Here is a 21,036-nt window from a genome sequence, read left to right on the forward strand (position 1 = left end):
CGATTGATCATGAGGAGGGCGGATGCCCGTCATCGATGCGCATCAGCATCTCTGGAACCTGGAAACCGGTTCCTACCCCTGGCTGACGCCCGAGGCCGGGCCGATCTACCGCACCTTCGAGCCGGAGGAGCTGATCCCGCAACTCGCCGAGGCCGGGGTCGATCACACGGTGCTCGTCCAGGCGATGGACTCCTTCGCCGACACCGACGCGATGCTCGCACAGGCCGACGCGTACGACTTCGTGGCGGCCGTGGTCGGCTGGGTGCCGCTGGAGCGGCCGGACGAGGCGGCGCAGGCGCTGGAGCGCTACCGTCTGCATCCGAAGTTCGCCGGAGTCCGCCACCTCATCCACGACGACCCCGACCCCGACTGGCTGCTCCGCGACGCGGTGATCGAGGGCCTGGGGGTGCTCGCCGAGGCGGGCCTGCCGTTCGACGTGGTCGCGGTGCTGCCCCGCCACCTGGAGCACGTGCCGGTGCTGGCCGAGCGGATCCCCGGGCTGCGGATGGTGATCGACCACCTGGCCAAGCCGCCCATCAAGGACAAGGGCTGGGAGCCGTGGGCGGGCCTGATCGCCCGCGCCGCCGAATATCCCCAGGTGTACGCCAAGGTGTCGGGCCTCAACACCGCCGCCGACCCGGAGAGCTGGACGGCCGACGACCTGCGGCCGTACGTGGACCACGCGATGGAGCTGTTCGGTCCCGAGCGGCTGATGTTCGGCGGCGACTGGCCCGTCTCGATCCTCGCCGGCGACTACGCCACGGTGTGGCGCGAGACGAACGTGCTGCTCGCCGGCCTGTCCGAGGCCGACCGCGCGGCCGTGCTCGGCGGCACGGCCGCCCGTTTCTACCGAATCGAGGTGTGACGTGCTGGACGTCTTCGCGCCGATCGCGGCCGCCGCCGACCTGGCGATCCCCGAGGCGCACCGGCTGCCGATCGCGGTCGTGGGCGCCGGGGCGATCGTCGACGTGGCCCACCTGCCGGCCTACCGGAAGGCCGGGCTGGAGATCGCCGGGATCTTCGACCTGAACGCGGAGCGGGCCCGCGAGGTCGCCGGACGGCACGGTGTGCCCCGCGTGTACGGCTCGCTGGAGGAACTGCTCGCCGACGAGCGGGTGGCCGTGGTGGACATCGCGGTGGCGCCGAACGCGCAGCCCGGCATCGCGAGGGCCTCGCTGGAGGCCGGCAAGCACCTGCTCTGTCAGAAGCCGTTCGCGCCCGACCTCGCTACCGGGCGGGAGATCGTCGCCCTGGCCGCCGATCGCGGGCTGAAGGTGGCGGTCAACCAGCAGTTGCGCTTCGACGAGGGCATCGCCGCCGCCCGCGCCATGGTCCGGGAGGGCTGGATCGGTGAACCGACGGCCATGACGTTCACCGTGAACATCTTCACCGACTGGAGCGCCTGGGACTGGCTCGTCTCCACCGACCGGCTGGAGATCGTCTACCACTCCATCCACTATCTGGACGCCATCCGCTCGATCCTCGGCGACCCCGAGAAGGTGTTCTGCACCGGCAGCCGTACGGCGGGGCAGGCCGCCAAGGGCGAGACCCGCACGATGAGCGTGCTGGTCTACCCGGGCGACGTGCGGGCGCTGGTCCACGCCCACCACGAGAACCGCACCGGCGACTACGAGGCGGCGTTCCGCATCGACGGCACCGAGGGCGCGATCAGGGGCACCCTCGGGCTGCTGTACGACTACCCGCACGGCCGCCCGGACACCCTGGAGGTCAGCAGCCGCGTGCTGCCCACCGACGGCTGGCTGCCCTACCCGGTGACCACCCGGTGGCTGCCGGACGCGGTCGCGGGGCCGATGGGGTCGCTGCTGGCGGCGATCGCCGATGGCGGGGAGCCGGAGACCGCGGCAGCCGACAACCTGGGCACACTCCGTCTCATGGAGGCGCTGTACCAGTCGATGGAGACCGGCGAGAGCCGGCGTCCGGGGGCGTTGTGAAGCGCGCCCGGGTGACGCTCGCCGACGTCGCCGCGCTGGCGAAGGTCGACCGTGCCGTGGTCTCGCGGGTCGTCAACAACGATCCCGCGCTCAGCATCCGGCCGGAGACGCGTGAGCGGGTGCTGGCCGCGGTGGCGCAGCTCGGCTATCGCCCCAACGCCGCGGCCCGCAGCCTGCGCACGGCCCGCGCGCACATGTTCGGCCTGTTCCTGCCCGACTTCGCCAACCCCGTGTACGCGGAGATCATCAAGGGCGCCGAGGCGGCGGCGGCCGGTCTCGGCTGCGTGCTGGTGACGGGCAGCTCCACCGGGGCCGGACTCGGCGGCTACATGGACCTGCTCGGCCAGGGCCGCATCGACGGCCTGCTGCTGGCCGGGGCCGAGGGGGAGTCGGAGCTGCTCGCGCAGCTCGACCGGATGGCCGTGCCGTGGATCATGCTCAACCGCAGGAGCCCGGCGGTCAAGCGTTACGTCATCCTCGACGACGAGCGGGCCGCCCGGCTCGCGGTCGAGCACCTCGTGGGGCTCGGGCACCGCAGGATCGCCCATCTGGCCGGTCCCGAGGGCGCCGACACCGCGCTGCGCAGGTCGGCGGGGTGGCGCGCGGCCATGCGCGACGCGGGCCTGCCCGACGGCCCGATCGTCGCGGCCGACTACACCCCGGCGGGCGGGGCCGCGGCGATGGCCGCGCTGCTCGCCGGCCCCGAGCCGCCGACCGCCGTCTTCGTGGCCAACGTCGCCTCCGCGATCGGCGCGATGGAGTCCGTACGGGAGGCGGGGCTGGACATCCCCCGCGACGTCTCGATGGTGGCGGTGCACGACCTCGACCTGGCGAGCTACCTCGCGCCACCGCTCACGACGGTCCGCATGCCGCTCGCCGAGCTGGGCCGTAGGGGTGTCGAACTGCTCGGCAGCCTCAAGCCGGACGACAGCGTGGCCGAGGTGCTCGACGGCCCCATAGAGCTGATCGCCCGCCGCTCCACCGCCCCGCCGGTCGGCGGGGGTCCGGGCGGCTGATCGTCAGCACCTGAGCGCCCCGCCGAGCGGCGTAGGGACGCTCGGCGGGGATGCGTCAGAGGAGGGTCATCTGGCCGGAGCCGGCGAGGGGATCGCGGTGCTTGCGCAGGTGCCGCCACTGGGGGAGGTCGTCGAGGTACGACCACGACAGCCGGTGGTGCGGGGTCGGCCCCGTCTCCGCCAGAGCCTGCTGGTGGACGGGGGAGGGGTAGCCCGCGTTCGCGGCGAAGCCGTACGCCGGGTGCTCCTCGCCGATTTCCGCCATCAGGCGGTCGCGGTGCACCTTGGCCAGCACCGATGCGGCTGCCACCGACACCGAGCGCTGGTCGGCCTTGACCTCGCACCGCACCCGCCACGGCCGGCCGAGGAAGTCGTGCGCGCCGTCGAGGAGCACCACGTCGGGCCGCAACGGCAGGGCCTCCAACGCTCGGCACGCGGCCCGGCGCAGCGCCTCGGTCATGCCGACCTCGTCGATCTCCTCCGGGCTCGACTCGCCGTACGCGTGGCAGGTGAGCCAGCCCGGCAGGACCGCCGCGAACGCCTCGCGCTGGGCCGGGCCGAGCAGTTTGGAGTCGGTCAGGCGGACCGTGCGCTCCCCGCGTCCCGGCAGCTCGGGTGGTGGGCCGAAGGCGGTGACGGCGGCGCAGACCACCACAGGTCCCGCCCACGCGCCGCGGCCGACCTCGTCCACACCCGCGACGTGGACCGCACCGGCGGCGCGCAGCTCGTCCTCGATCTCGTATCCGGCCGCCCGGCGTGGCGGTGCGGCGAGTGCAGCGCCGGGTTCGAGCCCGGGCAACGCGTCGGTCATCCCGCCATCATCCCAGTCACCGGCAGCCGGCGCGTCTGTGAGAGGACGGCCGGGCCGCCGGGTCCGGGTCAGGAGCAGGCGGTGCCGTTGAGGGTGAAGGCGGCCGGTTTGGGGTTGCTGCCGGTGTAGGCGCCGTTGAAGCCGAGGTACAGCGACTGGCCCGGCTTGAGCGTCTTGTTCCATTCGTAGTTCTCGGCCGTGACACCGGTGCCGGACTGGGTCCAGACGGCCGACCATCCGTTGGTGACACGCTGGGAGGCGAGCGGGAAGCCGAAGCCGAGCCTCCACCCTTCGACGGCGGCCGTGCCGGTGTTGGTGATCGTGACGGTGGCGGTGAACCCGCCGTCCCAGGTGGTGGTCGCATACGTCACCCTGCAGCCGAGTGGGGACGACGACGGGCTGGGCGAGGACGTTCCGCCGGGCTGCGCGACGGCCGTGTACGGCGCCGAGGGGTTGCTCAGGTTGCCGGCGGCGTCGCGGGCGACGACCTGGAAGGTGTACGGCTTGCCTCCTTCGAGGCCCGAGACGATGTCACGGGGCATGCCGTTCTCGCCCTCGTAGGCGTAGCCGTGGTCGGTCCGCCGGAACAGGTCGTACTTGGGCGGGACCCCGCTGTCGTCGCCGACGGTGTACCAGGCGAGGAAGACTCCGCCGGGTATGTCCATCCCGGTCACGGAGGTCAGCCCGGTCGGGGTGCCGGGCGGCGTCGTGTCCGTCCCGGGGCTCGGGCTGGCGGCGGGCGGCTCGACCATGGCCCGCTGGCGGACCAGGTCGGAGGGTGCGCTGAGGTTGCCTGCGGCGTCCTTCGCCACGACGTAGAACAGGTAGTCACGGCCCGGAGTGAGGCCCACGATCGCGAGGACCTTGTCGTCGGCCAGCGCGGAGACCTGGGCCGGCACCTTGCTGAAGGCGCCGTCGATCCAGGCGTACACGTCGTAGCCGGAGACCGCCACATCGTCCGTCGAGCGGGTCCAGGTCAGGCCGGCCGCTCCGTTGATGTAGACGCTGTAGGGCCCCAGCCCCTCCGGGCGGGTCGGCGGGGTCCGGTCGATCGGGGACGGGCTGGGCGGGGGACCGGACGGCGACATGCCGCTGAGGTAGTTCGCGTTCGCCGTCACCTCGTTGGACGGCGGGCCGGCGTTCCCGGCCGCGTCCCTGGCGATCACCCGGAACGTGTACGACTGCCCAAGGGTGAGGCCGCTGACGATGGAACCGGTGCCGGTCGTCGTTCGGAAGGCCGTGAAGACGCCGTCCTGCTTGATCTGGACGTCGTAGCCGGTCACCCCGACGTCGTCGGTAGCGGCGCCCCAGCACAGCGACACGCCGACGCCGAGGCCCGACCCGGGCGCGCCGGGCAGCGGGCATTGGAACAGCGTTCCCGGCACGCTGGGCGGGCTGGTGTCCGCGGTGCCGGCGGCAGGCGCGGCGGACGCGGCGAGCGCGAGGCCGGCGCCCAGGATCACTGAGACCGGACGGAGACCCTTGACGGGCATGTGGTTCACCTTTCCGATTGGGGCGGCCCGGCGCGCCGGGGGACGCACCGGGCCGTCGGGGGATCAGGAGCAGGTGGTGCCGTTGAGGGTGAAGGCGGTGGGCTTGGGGTTGGCGCCGGTGTAGGTGCCGTTGAAGCCGATCTGGACGGACTGCCCGGGGGCGATGGTCTTGTTCCAGTCGAGGCTGGCGGCGGTGACGTTCGCTCCGGTCTGGGTCCAGGTGGCCGACCAGCCGGGCAGGGTGATCTTCTGGGTGCCGGGGAAGGCGAACTTCAGCGTCCAGCCGTTGATCGCGGTCGTGCCGGTGTTGGCGATGGTCACGGTCGCGGTGAAGCCGCCGCCCCAGTCGCTCGTGCCATAGGTCACCGTGCATCCGCCACCTGCCGACGGAGACGGCGACGGCGACGGGCTGGGCGAGGGGGACGGGCTCGGTGAGACCGGCGGGCTGGGCGACGGGCTGGGCAGGCCGGACTGGGCGGTCGCGGTGAGCGTCGCCGAGGGCTGGCTGGTGTTGCCGGCCGCGTCCCTGGCCACGACGTAGAACGTGTAGCCGGTTCCGGCCACCAGCTTGTCCGCGACGTACAGCGTGGACGTGGACGAGCCGATCTTCGTGAAGCCCGAGCCCTGCTTCATGTAGACGTCGTAGCCGGCGACCCCGGTGTCGTCGGTCGAGGCCGTCCAGCACATCGGGACGGCGTTGACGAAGTCCGCCCCGCAGACCCGCAGCCCGGTGGGCGCGCTCGGCGGCGTGGTGTCCACCGAAGGCGAGGACGACGGCGAGGGTGAAGGCGACGGGGACGGAGAAGGGGACGGGGAGGGCGAGGGGGACGGGCTGGGCGTGCCGCCGGGCGGCGTTCCCCACACCAGCGTGTTCCCGTCGTACACCGGCACGTGCGACGAGGCCGACGTCGACCAGTCGTTGGCCGGGTCCCAGGTCGCGCCGTTCGGCACCGAGATCCGCAGTTGCGTGCCGCGCCGGTAGAGCTGGGCGTCGCCGGGGTAGATGGGCTTGCCCGTGCAGTCCACCTCGGCGTAGTAGGTGCGGTCCTGCGCGAGTGCCGGTCCGGTCACGGCACAGCCGTTGCCGTCTCCGCCGGTCACCTTCACCTGGGAGATGGAAGTGGAGCCGTCGAGCGTGAAGTAGTAGCGCGCCTTGCCCGACTGGAGGACGCGCGGCGGCCAGTTCGACGTGTTGGTGATGGTGACGGTCAGCGAGGTGCCGTCCACACCGCTGTAGACGTTGCCGGTCGAGGCGGTGATCTCGTCGTACTTCTGCTCAGGGGCGGGGAAGCCCGCCACCGGTGTCCCGCCGTACTCCTTGGCGAACCGCGCGAGCACGTTGGTGATGCCGGAGTTGTAGTCGATCGCCACCTCGTTGCGGACGTAGTCCGTGCGGCTGTCGGTGTAGGCGTCGGTCTGGTCCGGGCCGCCGGCGAGCGCGCCGTACAGGACGTGCAGGTTCGGGCCGGTGGTGTCGCTCATGTAGCCGAGATACTGGCCACTGGCCGCCCGGTGGTGGACGTGCGTCGGCGGGTTGGTCCCGAAGCCGACCATGTAGCTGGAGTGGCGGGGATTGTCCCCGAGGGCGTAGTCGACCTGCCGCTTGGCGAAGTCGTGGTAGCGGGCGTAGAGCGGGTCGCCGGAGCCGAGATGGTCGGCGTAGACGAGGGCCACCCACGCGGTGTTCAGCGCCATGCGCAGCGACGCCCAGTTGAAGATGTACGCCAGGCCGCCCGGGGTGACCGGTCCCTTCTTGCCCTTGTATCCAGTGGTCCAGTAGTCGAGGTAGCGCTGGACGTCGTCCTTGTATCGCTGCTCGCCCGTCAGCGTGGCCATCAGCGCGTAGACGCCGTACTCCTTGTCGTTCCAGCCGAGGCCGAAGGTGTAGGCGGGGACGGTGGTTCCGCCCGCGCCCTGGCCCACGTCGGGCTCGCTGCCCATCTTCGGGTAGAACTCGCGGGCCTTGTCCAGGTAGCTCCCGGTGCCGGTGGCCCGGTAGAGCCACACGGCCGCCCAGGCCAGTTCGTCCCAGTACATCTTGGTCGCGCCCGGGTGGTCGGAACCGCCCTCCCAGGTCGAGTTGTAGTAGCCGGAGATGCCCGGCACGCAACTCGTGTACGCCGTGTCCTGACCGTTGGAGCCCTTGGTCGTGTCGGCGAACGTGAACAGTTGCCTGGCGTGCGTCAGCAGCGTGTCGGCGTACGCCGGGTCGGCCGGACGGAAGGCCATCGAGGAGGCCGCCATGGCCGCCGCCGTCTCGGCGACGACGTCGGTCCCCTTGCACGTCGGCGTGATCTTGTAGACCGGCCGCGACATGCCCTTGATGTCGATCACCTCGGGTGGTCCCCAGTACGCGTGGTCCACGCTGCCGTCGCCCACCTGGACGTACAACGTCTCCGGATCGGGATGGGCGGCGATCAGGTAGTCGGTGGCCCACTTGAGGTTGTTCAGCATGGGCGTGAGCTGGGTCCCGTAGCCGGTGCGGTTCTCGACCAGCCCCCAGGCCAGCATGGTCGTGGTGAACGCCATCGGGAAGCCGAACTTGACGTGGTCGCCCGCGTCGTACCAGCCGCCGGACAGGTCCACCCCGGCGGCCTTTCCGTCGTTCAGCGTGCGGTCGCCGCGCCACTCCACCCGGCTCCAGGCGGGCTTCCTGCCCGACTGCTGCGCCTCGTAGAAGTAGATCGACTTTTGCAGGGCCTCGGCGTAGTCGTACGAGCTCGCCGCTTGGGCGGGCGCCGGGCCCGGGACGAGCAGGGCGGCCAGTACGGCGGCCACCGCGCCCAGGGACAGGAGTCTCATGGATGGCCTCGTCTCAGGAGCAGGTGGTGCCGTTGAGGGTGAAGGCGGTGGGTTTGGGGTTGCTGCCGGTGTAGGTGCCCTGGAAGCCGATCTGGGTGGACTGGCCGGGGTTGATGGTCTTGTTCCAGTCGAGGTTGGCGGCGGTGACGTTGGTGCCGGTCTGGGTCCAGGTGGCCGACCAGCCGGGTGGGCTGATCTTCTGGGTGCCGGGGAAGGCGAACTTCAGGGTCCAGCCGTTGATCGTGGTGGTGCCGGTGTTGGCGATCGTGACGGTCGCGGTGAACCCGCCGCCCCAGTCGTTGGTCGCGTACGTCACCGTGCACCTGCCACCGGCCGACGGAGACGGCGACGGAGACGGAGACGGGCTGGGCGAGGGGGACGGGCTCGGCGATACCGACGGGCTGGGGGACGGTGAGGCCGAAGGGGACGCCGAGGGCGATGCGGACGGCGACGGCGATGGTGACGCGGACGGGGAGACGCTGGGGCTGGGCGACGGCTCGGCGCCGGGCGGCGTGCCCCAGATGAGGCGGCCGTCGTTGCCGTACAGGGTCATGTGGTCCGCGCCCTTGGCCGACCAGTCGTTGGACGGGTCCCACGTCGCGCCGTCGGCGACGCCGATGCGGAGCTGCACCTCGCGGCGGTACTCCGACTGGCCGCCGGGGAAGATGAGCGTCCCGGTGCAGTCGACCTCTGCGTAGTAGGTGCGCCCCTCCAGCAGGTGCGGCCCGGTGGGCTGCTTGCACTGCGTGTAGGACGTGCTCACCGTGACCTGGCTCGCCGTCGTCGAGCCGTCCAGGGTGAAGTAGTAGCGGAACTTCGCCTTGTCCAGCACGGTCGCCGGCCAGGCCGACTTGTTGATGACGAACGTCTTGGCCGCCGTCTCCCGCGTCGTGTGGGTGATCGCCGGCTCCAGATAGAACTCCGGGCCGTCGGGCGTCTCACGGGGCAGCGTGGCCAGGGGCGAGCCGCCGTACTTGCCGTAGAGGGCGGCCAGCGAGCTGGTGATGCCGGAGTTGTAGTCGAGGGAGACCTCGTTCTTGACGTAGTCGCCCCGGCTGTCGGCGTAGGCGTCGGCGCCGTCCGGGCCGCCGACCAGCGCGCCGTACAGGACGTGCCTGCTGACGGCGGGCTCGCCGTCGGGACCGGCGTTGGTCCAGGAGCCGTGCGCGCCGCGGTGGTGCGGGTTGCGCGGCGGGTTGGTCCCGAAGCCGATCATGTAGCTGGAGTGCCGGGGATTGTCGCCGAGCGCGTAGTCGATCTGCCGTTTGCCGAAGTCGTGGTAGCGCGCGTAGAGCGGGTCGCCCGAGCCGAGGAAGTCGGCGTACTTCATCGCGACGAAGGCCGTGTTGGCGGCCATGCGCAGCGAGGCCCAGTAGAAGATGTACGCCAGGCCGCCGGGCGTGATCGTGCCCTTCTTGCCCTTGTATCCGACGGTCCAGTAATCCAGGTAGCGCTGGACGTCGTCCTTGTACCTCTGCTCGCCGGTCAGCTCGGCCATCTGCTCGTAGACGGCGTACTGCTTGTCGTTCCAGCCGAAGCCGAAGTTGAAGACCGGCACCTGCTGCCCGTTGCTGCCCGGGTCCTCCTGGCTGCCCATCTTCGGGTAGAACTCGCGCGCCCGGTCGAGGTAGCTCGCGGTGCCGGTGGCCCGGTAGAGCCAGACGGAGGCCCAGGCCAGCTCGTCCCAGTACATCTTCGTGGCGCCCTCGACCTGCCCGCCCTCGCCTGTGGAGTTGTAGAACCCCTGCGCGGCGCTGACGCAGTTCACGTACGCCGTGTCGCGGCCGTTCGTCCCCTTGGTCGTGTCGGCGAACGTGAACAGTTGCCTGGCGTGGGTGAGCAGCGTGTCGGCGTACGCCGGGTCGGTCGGCCGGAAGACGATCGACGAGGCGGCCATCGCGGCGGCGGTCTCGGCGGCGACGTCGGTGCCCGGGCACGACGCGGTGATCTTGTAGACCGGCCGCTTGTGGCCCTTGGCCTCGACGGTCTCCGGCGCTCCCCAGTAGGAGTGGTCCTCACCGCCGTCACCGACCTGGACGTACAGGACGTTCGGCTCGGGGTGGGCGTGGATGAAGTAGTCGCCCGCCTGCCGGAGCGTGTTCAGCAGATACGGCAACTGGCCCGAGCGTTCGTAGGACGCCCGGTAGTCCGCGCCGCCCCAGGCCAGGGTGGTGGTCATGGCCGCCATCGGGAAGCCGAACTTCACGTGGTCGCCCGCGTCGTAGAAGCCGCCCGACAGGTCCACCCCGGCGGACTTGCCGTCGTTGACGGTCGAGTCGGCCCGCCAGGTCACCCGGTTGCCGGACGGGAGGTGCCCCGACTCCTGCGCCTCGTAGAACAGGAACGACTTCTGCAGCGCCTCGCCGTAATTGAAGGAGGCGGCCGCAACGGGGGTGGAGGTCGAGGTGACGGCCAGCAGGGCGCCGGCCAGTGCGGTCGCCGTGCTCGCGCTCAGCAGCCGTCGCGGTAGTCGCATCACGTGCCCCTCGGAAAGGACGACGGGCCGGCCCCGCCGTGCGGGGCCGCCCCGGAAACGGGCGGGACGATCTCGGGAGGGCTCCCGCCCGGATCGTGCGTACGCGAGGTGGCGCGATCCAAGCACGCTCCGGTCACGGAGCGGTACGTCCAGGTCAGGACGGCCGAGGGCGCGTCGCGGAGCTGAAACTTTCACCCCGCCGCCCGCCGCCCGCCGCCCGCCGCCCGCCTGTTGGCAGGGCGCGGCAGGCGGCGGCGCGGTGTGGCTACGCCTGTGCCGGCGCGGGCGCGTACGTTTCGACCTCGTGGTGCCGCATCCGGTGGATCAGCGTGTCCAGCGCCCAGGCGCCGGGCCCGAAGACCGCGATGAGGAAGAACGACCAGCAGAACATGGCCGCCGCCTCGCCGCCGTTCCGGATCGGGAACAGGCCCTGCGGCGCGTGGACCGTGAAGTACGCGTACGCCATCGAGCCGGAGCACAACAGCGCGCTGACCCGGGTGAACAGCCCGGCGAGAACGAGCGTCCCGAAGATCAGCTGGATGGCCGCCGCCCACCAGCCCGGCCACGTGCCGAACGCCATGGCGTGACCGGTGCCGCGGGCGCCGCCCAGCACGCCGAAGATCGTCGCCGCGCCGTGGCAGACGAACAGCAGTCCCGTCACGATGCGGAAAAGCGAGAGGACTGGTCCCTGAATCTGGTCCGTTTTCATGTGATCACCTTCTTGTCGTGCCTGCCGGACGGACCGCGCCGCATGCGTGCGGACGCGAGCCGGGCCGGCCGATGGGAACGCGCCGGAAAGCCGATATCCGGCGGAAGGGAAACGGGAAACCACGGCCGTCGCCTATTCGCAGTCATGGCAAAGTAAATCGGCCGTCATTTCCTGCGTTCCGTGGCTCACATTGTCGGCGAATTGGACGTCCGGCGGCGTGAAGCCGCGCGGATGTGCGAGCAAAAGACCCAGAACCGCTGGTAAAAGCCCGAAATGAGCAGCATCGTCGCTGGCGGCTTCGGCGGTTCACCCGTGGGCCACGTGGCCGCTCCCGGCTTATTCTGCGGCGAATACGCGCAGGGCGGCGTAGCCCCAAGAATGCTCACAGAAGTACCCATAGTCAAGAGTTCAAGTAATCCTCCGTCAGGAAATGGCGACACCGTGTCGGCAAATCCGTGACGTAACCCCGGTCACCTGCCGATTCTCCGGAGATGTGGACGGTCCCGCTCCGGCAGGCGGCGTGAAACTTTCTCGCGTCACCGCCGGGAACCGCGGGCTACCTCGTCCAGAGGCACTCCTGCGCCGTCCGCACGAGTGCCATCAACCCGGCCGACAGCCGTTCGCCCCGCCACGCGAGCGCGTACGTCAGGCGAAGGTCGCCCGCGTCCAGGGGGACGAAGGCGACGTCGTCCCTGCGGACGGACGTGACGACCAGGGAGGGTGTGGGCAGCAGGCCGACCCCGGCCGCGACCAGGTCGAGCGCGGCGGCGAAGTCGTCGATCTCGTCGGCCACCACGTGCTGCCGGTGCGGCCCGACGCGGGCGGCGAGCCGTGCCCACATCCCGCCGGGCGGGCGTTCGCGCGGCAGCAGGACGCGGTGCCGCGCGAGCCGTTCGGGCTGCAGGCGGGGCAGGCCGGCGAGCGGGTCCCCGACCGGCACGGCCAGATGCCCGACGGGCACGTGGAAACGGGCGGCGGTGGTCAGCTCCCGCGGGAAGGGGGCGGCGAGGATCGCCGCCGTCACCTCGCCGGCGGCGAGGGCCGCGACGGCGGCGGCCCGGCCGGCCGGGCGCAACTCCACCTCGGCCGGGGGATCACGGCGGGCCATCCGGCGGGCGATCCGCGCCGCGAGGCCGCCGGCCGGCGGGGGATAGGCCAGGCGGACACCGGCGCCCTCCGGCGCGGCGAGCCGACTCGCCTCGGCCGAGAAGGCGGCCGCCGACTCCAGCAACGCCTCGGCGTACGGCAGCAGCCTCTTGCCGGCCGGCGACAGGTGGACCTCCCGGCTGGTCCGCTCGAACAGGCGGACTCCGAGCGCGCGCTCGAGACGGCCGACGGCCTGGCTCGCGGCGGGCTGGGAGACGCCCAGTTCGGCGGCGGCGCGGGAGAAGCTGAGGTGCCGGGCGACGAGGGCGAAGCAGCCGATGTCGCGCAGCGGCGGGCCGGAGTCCACGCTCCAGTATGGGGAGATCAGGCGGTCCTGCGCAGACGCAGGTCGCAGCCCGTCTGCCGGTAGAACGCCAACTGGTCGTAGTAGACCCGCCCGCTGGCGAACACGCCGTCGTCGCCCATCGTGTAGGCGCCCGCCGCCGGCAAGACCACGCGGCGGCCGGTGCCCATGACCTCCGTGCCGCCCGGCAGCAGCAGCATCCCGGTGTGGGTGCCGCTGAACGTCCACTCCGTGATGATGGTGTCGTCGAGGACGGCCGATGCGGTGATCTCGTTGTGCATGTCGGGAAACGCCGTGAAGAGCTGCCGGAAGTACCAGCCGATCTGCTCGTGACCCTCCATCACGCCGGCGGGCGTGACGAAGACGGCCCCCGTGGTGAAGCAGCGGAGCACCCGCTCCTCGTCCTGGGAGCTGATCGCGTCCGTGAGCGCGTCGAGCAGCGCGCCGATCTCAGCCATGCGCCTCCCGTCCCCGTCCTGGAACTCCTACCCGCGGCGACGGGCGGCGACGCAGGCGTGCGTCGGGCAGGCGTGGGGGCGCGTCGGTGGGTCAGCCCTTGCGGGCGATTCCGCACAGCGCGTCGACCTCGGACGCCTCCCCGAACTGGCTGGGATCGGGCCGCCACCGCGACACCGACACCACCCCCGGCTCCAGCAGCGTGAGGCCGTCGAAGAAGCGCGCGATCTGCCCCGGCGTCCGCAGCCGGTAGGGGTCGCCGCCCTCGGCGCGGATGCGCTCCGCCTCGTCGGCCGCCTCGGGCAGGACGACCTTCGTGCCGTCCTCGAACACCAGGTGGCTGCCGGACGGCAGGGCGTCCATGAGCCGGCGCACGATCGCGTACGCCTCCTCGTCGTCGAGCACCTGACCCATGATCCCCAGCAGCATGAGCGCCACCGGCTCGCCGAAGTCGAGCGTCTTCGACGCGGCCTTCACGATCTCGTCCGGTTCGCGTACGTCGGCCTCGATGTAGTCGGTCACGCCGGGCGGGCTGCTGGTCAGCAGGGCGTTCGCGTGCACCAGCACGAGGGGGTCGTTGTCGACGTACACGACCCGGGACTCCGGCGCCACCCGCTGCGCCACCTGGTGGGTGTTGTCGGCGGTCGGCAGACCGGTCCCGATGTCGAGGAACTGCCGGATGCCCACCTCGCCGGCCAGGTGCCGTACGGCCCGGCCGAGGAAGCCCCGCGACTGCCGGGCGATGTCGACGATGCCGGGGTACGCCTGCCGGATCTGCTCGCCGAGTTCCCGGTCGACGGTGAAGTGGTCCTTGCCGCCCAGGAAGTAGTTCCAGATGCGTGCCGAGTGCGGCACGCTCGTGTCGAGCTTGGGACGGTGCTCCTCGCCGGGGCCGTCCGCCGAGCCTTCGCTCACCTGGTCCTCCTGCGGTCACGTGATCAAGCCCCACCTTAGAGACTCGCGGGCCCGCGGCATAGCCGTGAGAACCGGCTCTTGAGTCTCCAGCCGGTGGAGAGACCAGACTCGGTGTCATGGACGACGAGGGGCTGTTCACCATCGGGTGGCTCTCCCGCCGCACCGGGATGCCGGTGCGCACGATCCGGTACTGGTCGGACGTCGGCGCGCTGCCGCCCGCGGAGCGGAGCGAGGGAGGCTACCGCCTCTACGACGCCGGCGCCGTGGCCAGGCTGGAGCTCATCAGGACGCTGCGGGATCTCGGTCTCGGCCTGGACGACGTACGGCGGGTGCTGGAGCGGAAGGTCACCCTGGCCGACGTCGCCGCCGTCCATGTGGACGCACTGGACGCGCAGATCCGCACCCTGCGGATCCGGCGCGCGGTGCTCTGCACCGTCGCGAGGCGGCGGTCCGGCACGGAGGAGACGAAACTGTTGAACGATCTGGCACGGCTGTCCGCCGAGGAACGGCGGCGCGTCATCGAGAACTTCGTGGACGAGGTCTTCGGCGGCCTGGACGCCGATCCGGAGCTCAGGAACCGGCTGCGGCACACCGAGATCGGCCTGCCCGACGACCCCACGCCCGAGCAGGTGGACGCCTGGGTGGAGCTCGCCGAACTCGTGCGCGACCCGGACTTCCGGCGGCGGATGCGCGACATGGTGGAGCACAACACGCGGAACCGCGCGGGGCAGGAGCCGGGGGCCTTCATGTGGTTCGCGAAGAAGGTCGTCTGGCAGGTCGGTCAGGCCCGGGAGAACGGGGTGCGCCCCGACTCGCCCGAGGCCGCCGAGGTCGTCGGCCGGCTGCTCGGCGACATGGACGCCGACGGCCGGGCGGCCGTCAGGGAGCGCCTGGAGGCCGGCCTGTTCGCCGAGGCCGAGCGCTACCGGCATCTCATGGCCGTGATCAACGGCCGGGAGCCGAAGCCGTCCCACGCGGACGACTTCGCCTGGCTCCTCGCCGCACTTCGCGCCCACCCCTGACGTCCGGAGCGAGGAACCCCGATCACGACCGTTCGCCCAGGCCGGTGCGACGGCACGCCGGAGCGCGGCGAGCATGTCTTCGCGGTGCGGCCCCTCGCGCGACGGGTGCGGAAGAGCGGCCTGTACATTGCGGTCGTCGATCAGGAAGGGGCGGCCCTCATGGGTGAGTCGCGTCAGGCGGTGCGCGTGCTGCTCGTCTCAGGGAGCACCCGGGGCTCCTCGACCAACACCGCGGCATTGCGGACCGCCGTCCTGGCGGCGCCGGACGAGGTGGAGGTCGTGCTGTACGAAGGGCTGGCCGACCTGCCCGCCTTCACCCCCGACGAGGATCCCGGGCGGCCGCATCCCGCGGTGCGGGTGCTGCGCGAGCGGATCACCGCGGCCGACGCCGTGGTGTTCAGCACGCCCGAGTACGCCGGAGCCCTGCCGGGCAGCTTCAAGAACCTGCTCGACTGGACGGTGGGCGGCGGCGAGCTCAACCGCAAGCCGGTGGCCTGGATCAACGTCGCCGCTCCGGGGCGGGGGGACGCCGCCTACGCGGAGCTGGCGAAGGTCCTGGGCTACGTGGACGCCGAGGTCGTTGACGAGTGCTGCGTGCGCCTGCCGGTCGCCAGGGACGCGGTCGGGGCGGACGGATCGGTCGCCGACCCGGAGTTCCGCGCCCGGCTCACCGATGTGCTCGCAACGCTCGCGCTCCACGCCCGATAGTCCCCGGTCGAGGTGGCGGAGGGCGGCCGGTCACCCCATCCGGACAAACGCCTCACGCATCTGATCCGGCTTCTCGGCCGACTCGGCTCACCGCCTCTCCGCCGCCTCCCGGCGCACGCGCGCAAGCCGCTTCAGGCGGCCGGGCAGCCGCCGTGGAACCGGTCCCCGCCACGCTTCGGCTTCGGCCGAAGTCATCTCGGGCAACGATGACGTATGCCGTCGACGAGAACCTCCCCGACCATCCCCGGCCCCGACCCGGCCGCGGCACGCAGGAGACGCCGGACGATCCTCGTCGTGATGTGCGCCGGCATGTTCCTCGTGCAACTGGATGTGACCGTCGTCAACGTCGCCCTGCCGCACATCGGCTCGGACCTCCGCACCGGCCTGCCCGGCATGCAGTGGGTCGTCGACTCCTACACCGTCGTCCTCGCCGCCTGCCTGCTCGCCGCCGGCGTCGTGGGAGACCGGCTGGGACACCGTGCCGTCGCCGTCGCCGGGCTCGCCCTCTTCGGCGCCGCCTCCCTGCTGTGCGGCCTCGCCACCGGCGTCGGCACGCTGGTCGCGGCCCGCGCCCTGCAGGGCTTCGCCGCCGCGCTGCTGCTGCCCAGCACCCTGGCCGTGGTCAACACGACCTTTCCGGAACGCGCAGAGCAGGCCCGCGCCCTCGGTGTCTGGGCGGGGGTGTCCGCCCTGGCGCTGCCCTGCGGCCCGGTGCTCGGCGGCCTGCTCGTCACCCTCGCCGGCTGGCGCTCGGTCTTCCTCGTCAACCTGCCCGTCGTCGCGGCCGCCATCGTGCTCACCCTCCGCCGCGTCGGCAGGGACGAGCCCGCACCCGACCGGCGGCTGGACGTCCCGGGCGTGCTCGCCGCGGCTGTCGCCCTGCTCGCCCTCACCTACTGCGCCATCGCGTACGGCCACTCGGGCGTCTCCGCCCAGATGGCGGGGGCCGCGGTGGTCGCCGTGCTCGGCGCGGCCGCCCTGGCCTGGTGGGAGCGCCGGGCTCCCGAGCCACTCTTCCCGCCGTCCGTCCTCGGCGGCTCCCGCTTCGTCGGCGCCAACGCCGTCGCCGCCCTGATGAACTTCGTCGGGATCGGCTTCGTCTTCGTCGTCACCCTGTATCTCCAGGGTGTCCGCCACCACGACGCCCTGTCCGCCGGCGTCATGCTGCTGCCGCTGTTCGCCCCCCTCGCACTGTGCGCGCCGATCACCGGGCGGCTCGCCGCCCGCTACGGGCCCCGGTTCCCGATGCTGGGCGGGCTGCTGCTCGGCGCGGCCGGCGCCGCCTGCCTGTCGCTGGTCACCCCCACCGGCCCCTACGCGGCGCTCCTCCCCGCGCTCCTCGGACTCGGCTTCGGCATGGGCCTGCTCACCGCGTCCGTGGTCGCGGCGGCGCTGCGTGCCGGGCCCCCCTCCCGCCCCGGCCTGTCCTCGGGCGTCAACAACACCGCCCGGCAGGCGGGCGGCGCGCTCGGCGTCGCCGTCCTCGGCGCCATCGTGCAGGACCCCGCCGACGCCGTGAGGTTCACCGCCGGCCTGCGATGGGCGGGTGGCCTGTCGGCCCTGCTGTGGATCGCCGCGATCGTCATCACCCTCCGTACGGTGCCGGGCCAGGAGGACCGGGACGCCGCCGGATGACCGTTCCCGTCATCGGGTGCCGGTCAGCGGCGCGGGAGCCGGCAGGCCGATCCGTTCCCGTACGGCCCGCTGGAAGTGCGCGCAGCCGGTGACGTCGTCGTGGTCGCAGCCCAGCGCGCATTCGACCACCTCCAACGCCGCCCGGGCCTGCTCGATGCGCCGCCGGAGCTCGGCCTGCCGGCGGCGGAGGATCTCACGCCGCTCGGACGCCGCGCGGGTGGCGATCATCTCGCGGATCTCGTCGAGGCCGAGCCCGGCCTCCTTCGCCCGCAGGATCACGGCCACCCGGAAGAGGTCGTCGGGGCCGTAACGGCGCCGGTCGCCCGCGACCCGGGCGGGTGTCAGCAGTCCCACCGACTCCCAATGCCGCAGGACGTGCGTCGCGAGGCCGAACCGGGCGGCCGCCTCGCCGATGCCGATGGTCGCGCTTGACTTCATGTCGACATTAAGTCGGACGCTGTCCTCCATGTCGAACAACACCCTCATCGCACTTCTCGACCGCGTCGACAGGCATCCGGGCCAGGTGGCGCTGCGCGCCCGCTCGTACGAACTTCTCGGCCTGGCCGCCGGGAGCCGTGTGGCGGACGTCGGCTGCGGCGCCGGAACGGCCGTCGGGGAGATGACCGCCCTGGGCGCGGAGCCGATCGGCCTGGACGTGGACGGGCAGATGATCGAGGTCGCCCGGGCCCGGCACCCCGGCCTGGAGTTCCGCCGGGCGGACGCCTGCGACCTGCCGTTCTGGGACGGCGAGCTGGCCGGTTATCGGGCCGACAAGGTCTACCACGCCCTGGCCGATCCGGCGCGGGCGGCGGCCGAGGCATGGCGGGTGCTCGCCCCGGGCGGGCGGATCGTGCTGGTGGGGCAGGACTGGGACACGTTCGTGATCGATTCGGACGACCCCGCTCTCACCCGGGTCATGGTGCGGGCGAGAGCGGACGCCGTTCCCAGCCCGCACGCGGCCCGCCGGCACCGCAACCTCCTGCTCGACGCGGGCTTCGCGGACGTCACCGCCGAGGTCCGCACGGGTGTCTTCACGGACGGCTCGCTCCTGCCGATGGTCACCGGTCTCGCCGAGGGAGCGTACGCGGCGGGGGCGGTCACCCGGCGGCAGGCCGACGACTGGATCGCGGAGCAGGCCGGCCGCGCGCGACGGGGCAGGCTGTTCCTCGCCGTGCCCATGTTCCTGGCCGCCGCCCGCCGCCCGTGAGCGTACGGCCTGGGTGGCACCCGTCCGCTGTGTGTGCGGCGGCATCGGGCGGAATGTCGGTGGCCGGGGCTACCGTTCGTCCGTGACGATGTTCGATGTTTCCTTGCCGGCTGCCGTGGGAGCCGTCCGCGTCGAAGGCGGCGCCTGATGGTCACGGCCGACGATGTGCGGCGGGTCGCGCTGACACTGCCCCGCACCGAAGAAGCACTGGTGCGCGACCACGTGAAGTTCCGGGTCAGGGGCATCGTCTACGCCTCCGTCTCCCCGGACGAGACCCTGATGGGCTTCGCGTTCCCCAAGGAGGAGCGGGCGGCCCTCGTGGCCTCAGAGCCGGAGAAGTTCCTCATGCCGCTTCCCTCGGACGAGCGCTACCAGTGGGTCCGGGTCAGGATGGCGGCCATCGACGAGACCGAGATGCGGGAGCTCGTCGTCGACGCCTGGCGCATGGTCGTGCCCAAACGGGTGGCCGCCGCGTACGACGCGAGCTGACCGCAGACCCCCGTCGTCGAGCCGCGCATCGAGTGAGGTGGCGACCCGCAGCCCCATGCCCTCCTCATGTGGTGCCCACTCCGCCGGCCTACGACGGCTAAGCTCGATGGGAGGTATCTCGAACCGCTCGACGAGCCGGGGTACCCACAAGTGCGAGAAGGTAGCGGCATCACGGCCGAGCCGCACGATCTGATCGGCGTTCGGACGCCCGAACAGATCGTGGAGTCCCTGAAGGGCGATCGGACTCCGCGCAACATTCGTGCGTGCCTTCCTCCGGCCGATCGTGAGTACTTCGACAGGGACTACCGGCAGGCTATGGCCAAGGCCACCGATGAACTGGACCTCGCTCCGGTGAACGCCCTGCTCGCTCATTGGTGGCACATGGCCAGGATGAAGGCGATCGGGGAGTATGAAACGGTCCTGAATCACGGCGCTCGCGTCCAAGAGCAGATCGAACGTGGCGAATATGTCCAGGGGAAACCGTTGCGGGAGGTTCTGGCCGAACGAGCATCCGAGCTCGGTGTGGAACTTGACCTCTAGATGTACACGGTCGGTAAGAGCAAGCAAGTAGACGAGCAGATCGCCGCTCTTCCCGCGGAGGCGCTCGCGGCGTTCCACGAGGTGACTGTGTTTCTTCAAGTCGCGCCGTGGAACGGCCACTCCCTTGTCAGTGCACGGCCAGACGCCCCAATGCGGACGCGAACGTTCGGCGACGGCGGTTATGGCATGGTCACCTACCCTGATCGTTGAGTACCGGCGCCTGGTCGAGATCCTTCACGTGACCTGGTACGGCTGACCACTGCAGGCATCCGGCTTCTTCGTTCGCGAGCAGGATGGCATGCGACGCGATGCGGGGCACACGCGGGGGAAAGCGGCGCGGCAGCGGGTCGAGGTCCGCCCGCGCCTCTGCCGAGAAGCGGCACGACGCCGCATGCGGGCAGTACGGCCGGAGCCTGATCCATAAGCACCGTCGATGAATGCGCGCGGGACGGACGAGGGGACGGAGCACTGCGGGCGAATCCGGTGGCCGGGACGGCAGACCCGGACCCCGCAAGGGATTCCCTTCCCGGCTCAGACCCGGGCGCCGCCGTCGACCCGCAGGACGGCGCCGGTCACGAAGGAGGAGCGGTCGCTCAGCAGCCAGGCCGCGGCCTCGGCGATCTCGGCCGGGTCGGCCCCGCGGCGCAGCGGTGTCTGCGCCGTGAGCCGTTCCTGGAGACCGGGGGACTCCGCCTCCCAGGCACGGATCATCTCGGTGAGCGTGTTGCCGGGAGCGATGGCGTTGACGCGGATGCCCTCGGGTCCGTAGGTGACGGCGGCCGACTCGGTGAGGCTGTTGACCGCCCGTTTCATCGCACCGTAGGCCGGTAGCTCCGGGTTGCCTCCCCAACTGCCGACGGACGAGTTGTTGACGATGGCGCCCGTGCCCGCGGTGGCCCGAATCGCCTCCACCTCGGCGACCATGGCCAGCCAGACGCCCTTGAGGTTCACGGCGTAGACGCGGTCGAATTCGGCCTCCGGTATGCGGTCCATCGGGCCGGGCTGCTGGCCGATCGCTCCGTTGTTGAAGGCGACGTCGAGCCGGCCGTACAGGTCCACCGCGCGGCTCACGGCGGCCCGCACGCTCGCCGCGTCGGCCAGGTCGCACACCACGTGGTCCGCGGTGCCGCCCGCCTCCCGGATCTCCCCGGTCACCGCCTTCAGCTCGGCCTCCGTCCGGGCCGCGAGCAGCACTCGGGCGCCCTCCCGGGCGAACAGCCGCGCCGCCGCGGCTCCGATACCGCGTCCGGCGCCGCTGATGAAGGCGACCTTGCCGGCCAGCAGACCCGCAGCGGCGGGGGCAGGTGTGTCATGGGTCGGTGTGTTGTCCATGGCAGTGAGCCTGCCTCGCGGGG

19 protein-coding genes are annotated in these 21,036 nt (G+C 71.7%); 9 read left to right on the forward strand and 10 right to left on the reverse strand.

Annotation, left to right across the window (positions count from 1 at the left end):
* Positions 1-22: 22 nt before the first annotated feature.
* From FLW16_RS28230 to FLW16_RS28240, 3 genes are read left to right on the forward strand one after another with little or no spacing between them, the layout of a single operon-like run.
* Entirely contained in the window at positions 23-865 is an 843-nt protein-coding gene (locus FLW16_RS28230; protein ID WP_142563170.1) for an amidohydrolase, read from the forward strand.
* A 1-nt stretch (position 866) separates the two neighbouring features.
* Positions 867-1,952 (forward strand): Gfo/Idh/MocA family protein, encoded by a 1,086-nt coding sequence (locus FLW16_RS28235; protein ID WP_142563171.1) that lies wholly within the window; start codon positions 867-869, stop codon positions 1,950-1,952.
* On the forward strand, positions 1,949-2,968 hold the full coding sequence (locus FLW16_RS28240) for a LacI family DNA-binding transcriptional regulator (protein WP_142563172.1): 1,020 nt from the start codon (positions 1,949-1,951) through the stop codon (positions 2,966-2,968). The genes FLW16_RS28235 and FLW16_RS28240 overlap by 4 nt, the downstream gene beginning before the upstream one ends.
* A 55-nt stretch (positions 2,969-3,023) precedes the next feature.
* On the opposite strand, the gene FLW16_RS28245 is transcribed toward FLW16_RS28240, so the two are convergent.
* The 8 genes from FLW16_RS28245 to FLW16_RS28280 form a co-directional block, all read right to left on the reverse strand.
* On the reverse strand, positions 3,024-3,779 hold the full coding sequence (locus FLW16_RS28245; protein ID WP_142563173.1) for a ribonuclease HII: 756 nt from the start codon (positions 3,777-3,779) through the stop codon (positions 3,024-3,026).
* A gap of 68 nt (positions 3,780-3,847) precedes the next feature.
* On the reverse strand, positions 3,848-5,272 hold the full coding sequence (locus FLW16_RS28250; protein WP_142563174.1) for a cellulose binding domain-containing protein: 1,425 nt from the start codon (positions 5,270-5,272) through the stop codon (positions 3,848-3,850).
* Between the two features lie 63 nt (positions 5,273-5,335).
* On the reverse strand, positions 5,336-8,074 hold the full coding sequence (locus FLW16_RS28255) for a glycoside hydrolase family 9 protein (RefSeq protein ID WP_142563175.1): 2,739 nt from the start codon (positions 8,072-8,074) through the stop codon (positions 5,336-5,338).
* A 13-nt stretch (positions 8,075-8,087) separates the two neighbouring features.
* Positions 8,088-10,550: a glycoside hydrolase family 9 protein gene (locus FLW16_RS28260; protein ID WP_142563176.1), complete on the reverse strand. Its 2,463-nt coding sequence runs from the start codon at positions 10,548-10,550 to the stop codon at positions 8,088-8,090.
* 265 nt (positions 10,551-10,815) lie between these two features.
* Entirely contained in the window at positions 10,816-11,259 is a 444-nt protein-coding gene (locus FLW16_RS28265; RefSeq protein WP_142563177.1) for a DoxX family protein, read from the reverse strand.
* Between the two features lie 556 nt (positions 11,260-11,815).
* Entirely contained in the window at positions 11,816-12,712 is an 897-nt protein-coding gene (locus FLW16_RS28270; RefSeq protein ID WP_185949623.1) for a LysR family transcriptional regulator, read from the reverse strand.
* A 17-nt stretch (positions 12,713-12,729) separates the two neighbouring features.
* The gene (locus tag FLW16_RS28275; RefSeq protein WP_142563179.1) at positions 12,730-13,167 is read right to left on the reverse strand and encodes an ester cyclase; all 438 of its coding nucleotides are present in this window, start codon (positions 13,165-13,167) and stop codon (positions 12,730-12,732) included.
* 91 nt (positions 13,168-13,258) lie between these two features.
* Complete coding sequence (locus FLW16_RS28280) at positions 13,259-14,080, reverse strand: SAM-dependent methyltransferase (protein WP_142563180.1); 822 nt, start codon at positions 14,078-14,080, stop codon at positions 13,259-13,261.
* A gap of 116 nt (positions 14,081-14,196) precedes the next feature.
* On the opposite strand from FLW16_RS28280, the gene FLW16_RS28285 reads away from it, so the two are divergent.
* The 3 genes from FLW16_RS28285 (at position 14,197) to FLW16_RS28295 (ending at position 17,445) form a co-directional block, all read left to right on the forward strand.
* Positions 14,197-15,102 carry a MerR family transcriptional regulator gene (locus FLW16_RS28285; protein WP_142563181.1) on the forward strand — a complete coding sequence of 302 codons (906 nt, stop codon included), beginning with the start codon at positions 14,197-14,199 and terminating at the stop codon, positions 15,100-15,102.
* 159 nt (positions 15,103-15,261) lie between these two features.
* On the forward strand, positions 15,262-15,810 hold the full coding sequence (locus tag FLW16_RS28290; protein ID WP_142563182.1) for an NADPH-dependent FMN reductase: 549 nt from the start codon (positions 15,262-15,264) through the stop codon (positions 15,808-15,810).
* Positions 15,811-16,023: 213 nt separating this feature from the next.
* A complete protein-coding gene (locus tag FLW16_RS28295; protein WP_260615649.1) occupies positions 16,024-17,445 on the forward strand; it encodes an MFS transporter in 1,422 nt (473 codons plus the stop codon).
* Positions 17,446-17,454: 9 nt separating this feature from the next.
* Here FLW16_RS28295 and FLW16_RS28300 read toward each other — a convergent pair whose 3' ends face one another.
* Complete coding sequence (locus tag FLW16_RS28300) at positions 17,455-17,883, reverse strand: MerR family transcriptional regulator (protein ID WP_142563183.1); 429 nt, start codon at positions 17,881-17,883, stop codon at positions 17,455-17,457.
* A 28-nt stretch (positions 17,884-17,911) separates the two neighbouring features.
* Here FLW16_RS28300 and FLW16_RS28305 point away from each other — a divergent pair, with 28 nt between their 5' ends.
* The 3 genes from FLW16_RS28305 to FLW16_RS28315 all read left to right on the forward strand — a co-directional run bounded on the left by FLW16_RS28305 (position 17,912) and on the right by FLW16_RS28315 (position 19,681).
* Positions 17,912-18,652, forward strand: coding sequence for a methyltransferase domain-containing protein (locus FLW16_RS28305; protein WP_142563184.1), 741 nt, complete (start codon positions 17,912-17,914; stop codon positions 18,650-18,652).
* A 147-nt stretch (positions 18,653-18,799) separates the two neighbouring features.
* Entirely contained in the window at positions 18,800-19,141 is a 342-nt protein-coding gene (locus FLW16_RS28310; protein ID WP_185949625.1) for an MmcQ/YjbR family DNA-binding protein, read from the forward strand.
* 150 nt (positions 19,142-19,291) lie between these two features.
* Positions 19,292-19,681: a DUF6247 family protein gene (locus FLW16_RS28315; RefSeq protein WP_142563185.1), complete on the forward strand. Its 390-nt coding sequence runs from the start codon at positions 19,292-19,294 to the stop codon at positions 19,679-19,681.
* Positions 19,682-20,212: 531 nt separating this feature from the next.
* Here FLW16_RS28315 and FLW16_RS28320 read toward each other — a convergent pair.
* Positions 20,213-21,013 carry an SDR family NAD(P)-dependent oxidoreductase gene (locus FLW16_RS28320; RefSeq protein ID WP_142563186.1) on the reverse strand — a complete coding sequence of 267 codons (801 nt, stop codon included), beginning with the start codon at positions 21,011-21,013 and terminating at the stop codon, positions 20,213-20,215.
* Positions 21,014-21,036: the final 23 nt, after the last annotated feature.

Origin of the sequence: Microbispora sp. KK1-11, from assembly GCF_006874435.1 — a bacterium.
Taxonomy (GTDB): Bacteria; Actinomycetota; Actinomycetes; order Streptosporangiales; family Streptosporangiaceae; genus Microbispora; species Microbispora catharanthi.

Excerpts from the sequence above, each read along its gene's own strand:
- FLW16_RS28230 (WP_142563170.1), top strand. The coding sequence starts at position 23 with ATGCCCGTCATCGATGCGCATCAGCATCTCTGGAACCTGGAAACCGGT.
- FLW16_RS28245 (WP_142563173.1), bottom strand. The coding sequence starts at position 3,779 with ATGACCGACGCGTTGCCCGGGCTCGAACCCGGCGCTGCACTCGCCGCA.
- FLW16_RS28250 (WP_142563174.1), bottom strand. The coding sequence starts at position 5,272 with ATGCCCGTCAAGGGTCTCCGTCCGGTCTCAGTGATCCTGGGCGCCGGC.
- FLW16_RS28255 (WP_142563175.1), bottom strand. The coding sequence starts at position 8,074 with ATGAGACTCCTGTCCCTGGGCGCGGTGGCCGCCGTACTGGCCGCCCTG.
- FLW16_RS28260 (WP_142563176.1), bottom strand. The coding sequence starts at position 10,550 with ATGCGACTACCGCGACGGCTGCTGAGCGCGAGCACGGCGACCGCACTG.
- FLW16_RS28265 (WP_142563177.1), bottom strand. The coding sequence starts at position 11,259 with ATGAAAACGGACCAGATTCAGGGACCAGTCCTCTCGCTTTTCCGCATC.
- FLW16_RS28275 (WP_142563179.1), bottom strand. The coding sequence starts at position 13,167 with ATGGCTGAGATCGGCGCGCTGCTCGACGCGCTCACGGACGCGATCAGC.
- FLW16_RS28285 (WP_142563181.1), top strand. The coding sequence starts at position 14,197 with ATGGACGACGAGGGGCTGTTCACCATCGGGTGGCTCTCCCGCCGCACC.
- FLW16_RS28290 (WP_142563182.1), top strand. The coding sequence starts at position 15,262 with ATGGGTGAGTCGCGTCAGGCGGTGCGCGTGCTGCTCGTCTCAGGGAGC.
- FLW16_RS28295 (WP_260615649.1), top strand. The coding sequence starts at position 16,024 with ATGCCGTCGACGAGAACCTCCCCGACCATCCCCGGCCCCGACCCGGCC.
- FLW16_RS28300 (WP_142563183.1), bottom strand. The coding sequence starts at position 17,883 with ATGAAGTCAAGCGCGACCATCGGCATCGGCGAGGCGGCCGCCCGGTTC.
- FLW16_RS28305 (WP_142563184.1), top strand. The coding sequence starts at position 17,912 with ATGTCGAACAACACCCTCATCGCACTTCTCGACCGCGTCGACAGGCAT.
- FLW16_RS28310 (WP_185949625.1), top strand. The coding sequence starts at position 18,800 with ATGGTCACGGCCGACGATGTGCGGCGGGTCGCGCTGACACTGCCCCGC.
- FLW16_RS28320 (WP_142563186.1), bottom strand. The coding sequence starts at position 21,013 with ATGGACAACACACCGACCCATGACACACCTGCCCCCGCCGCTGCGGGT.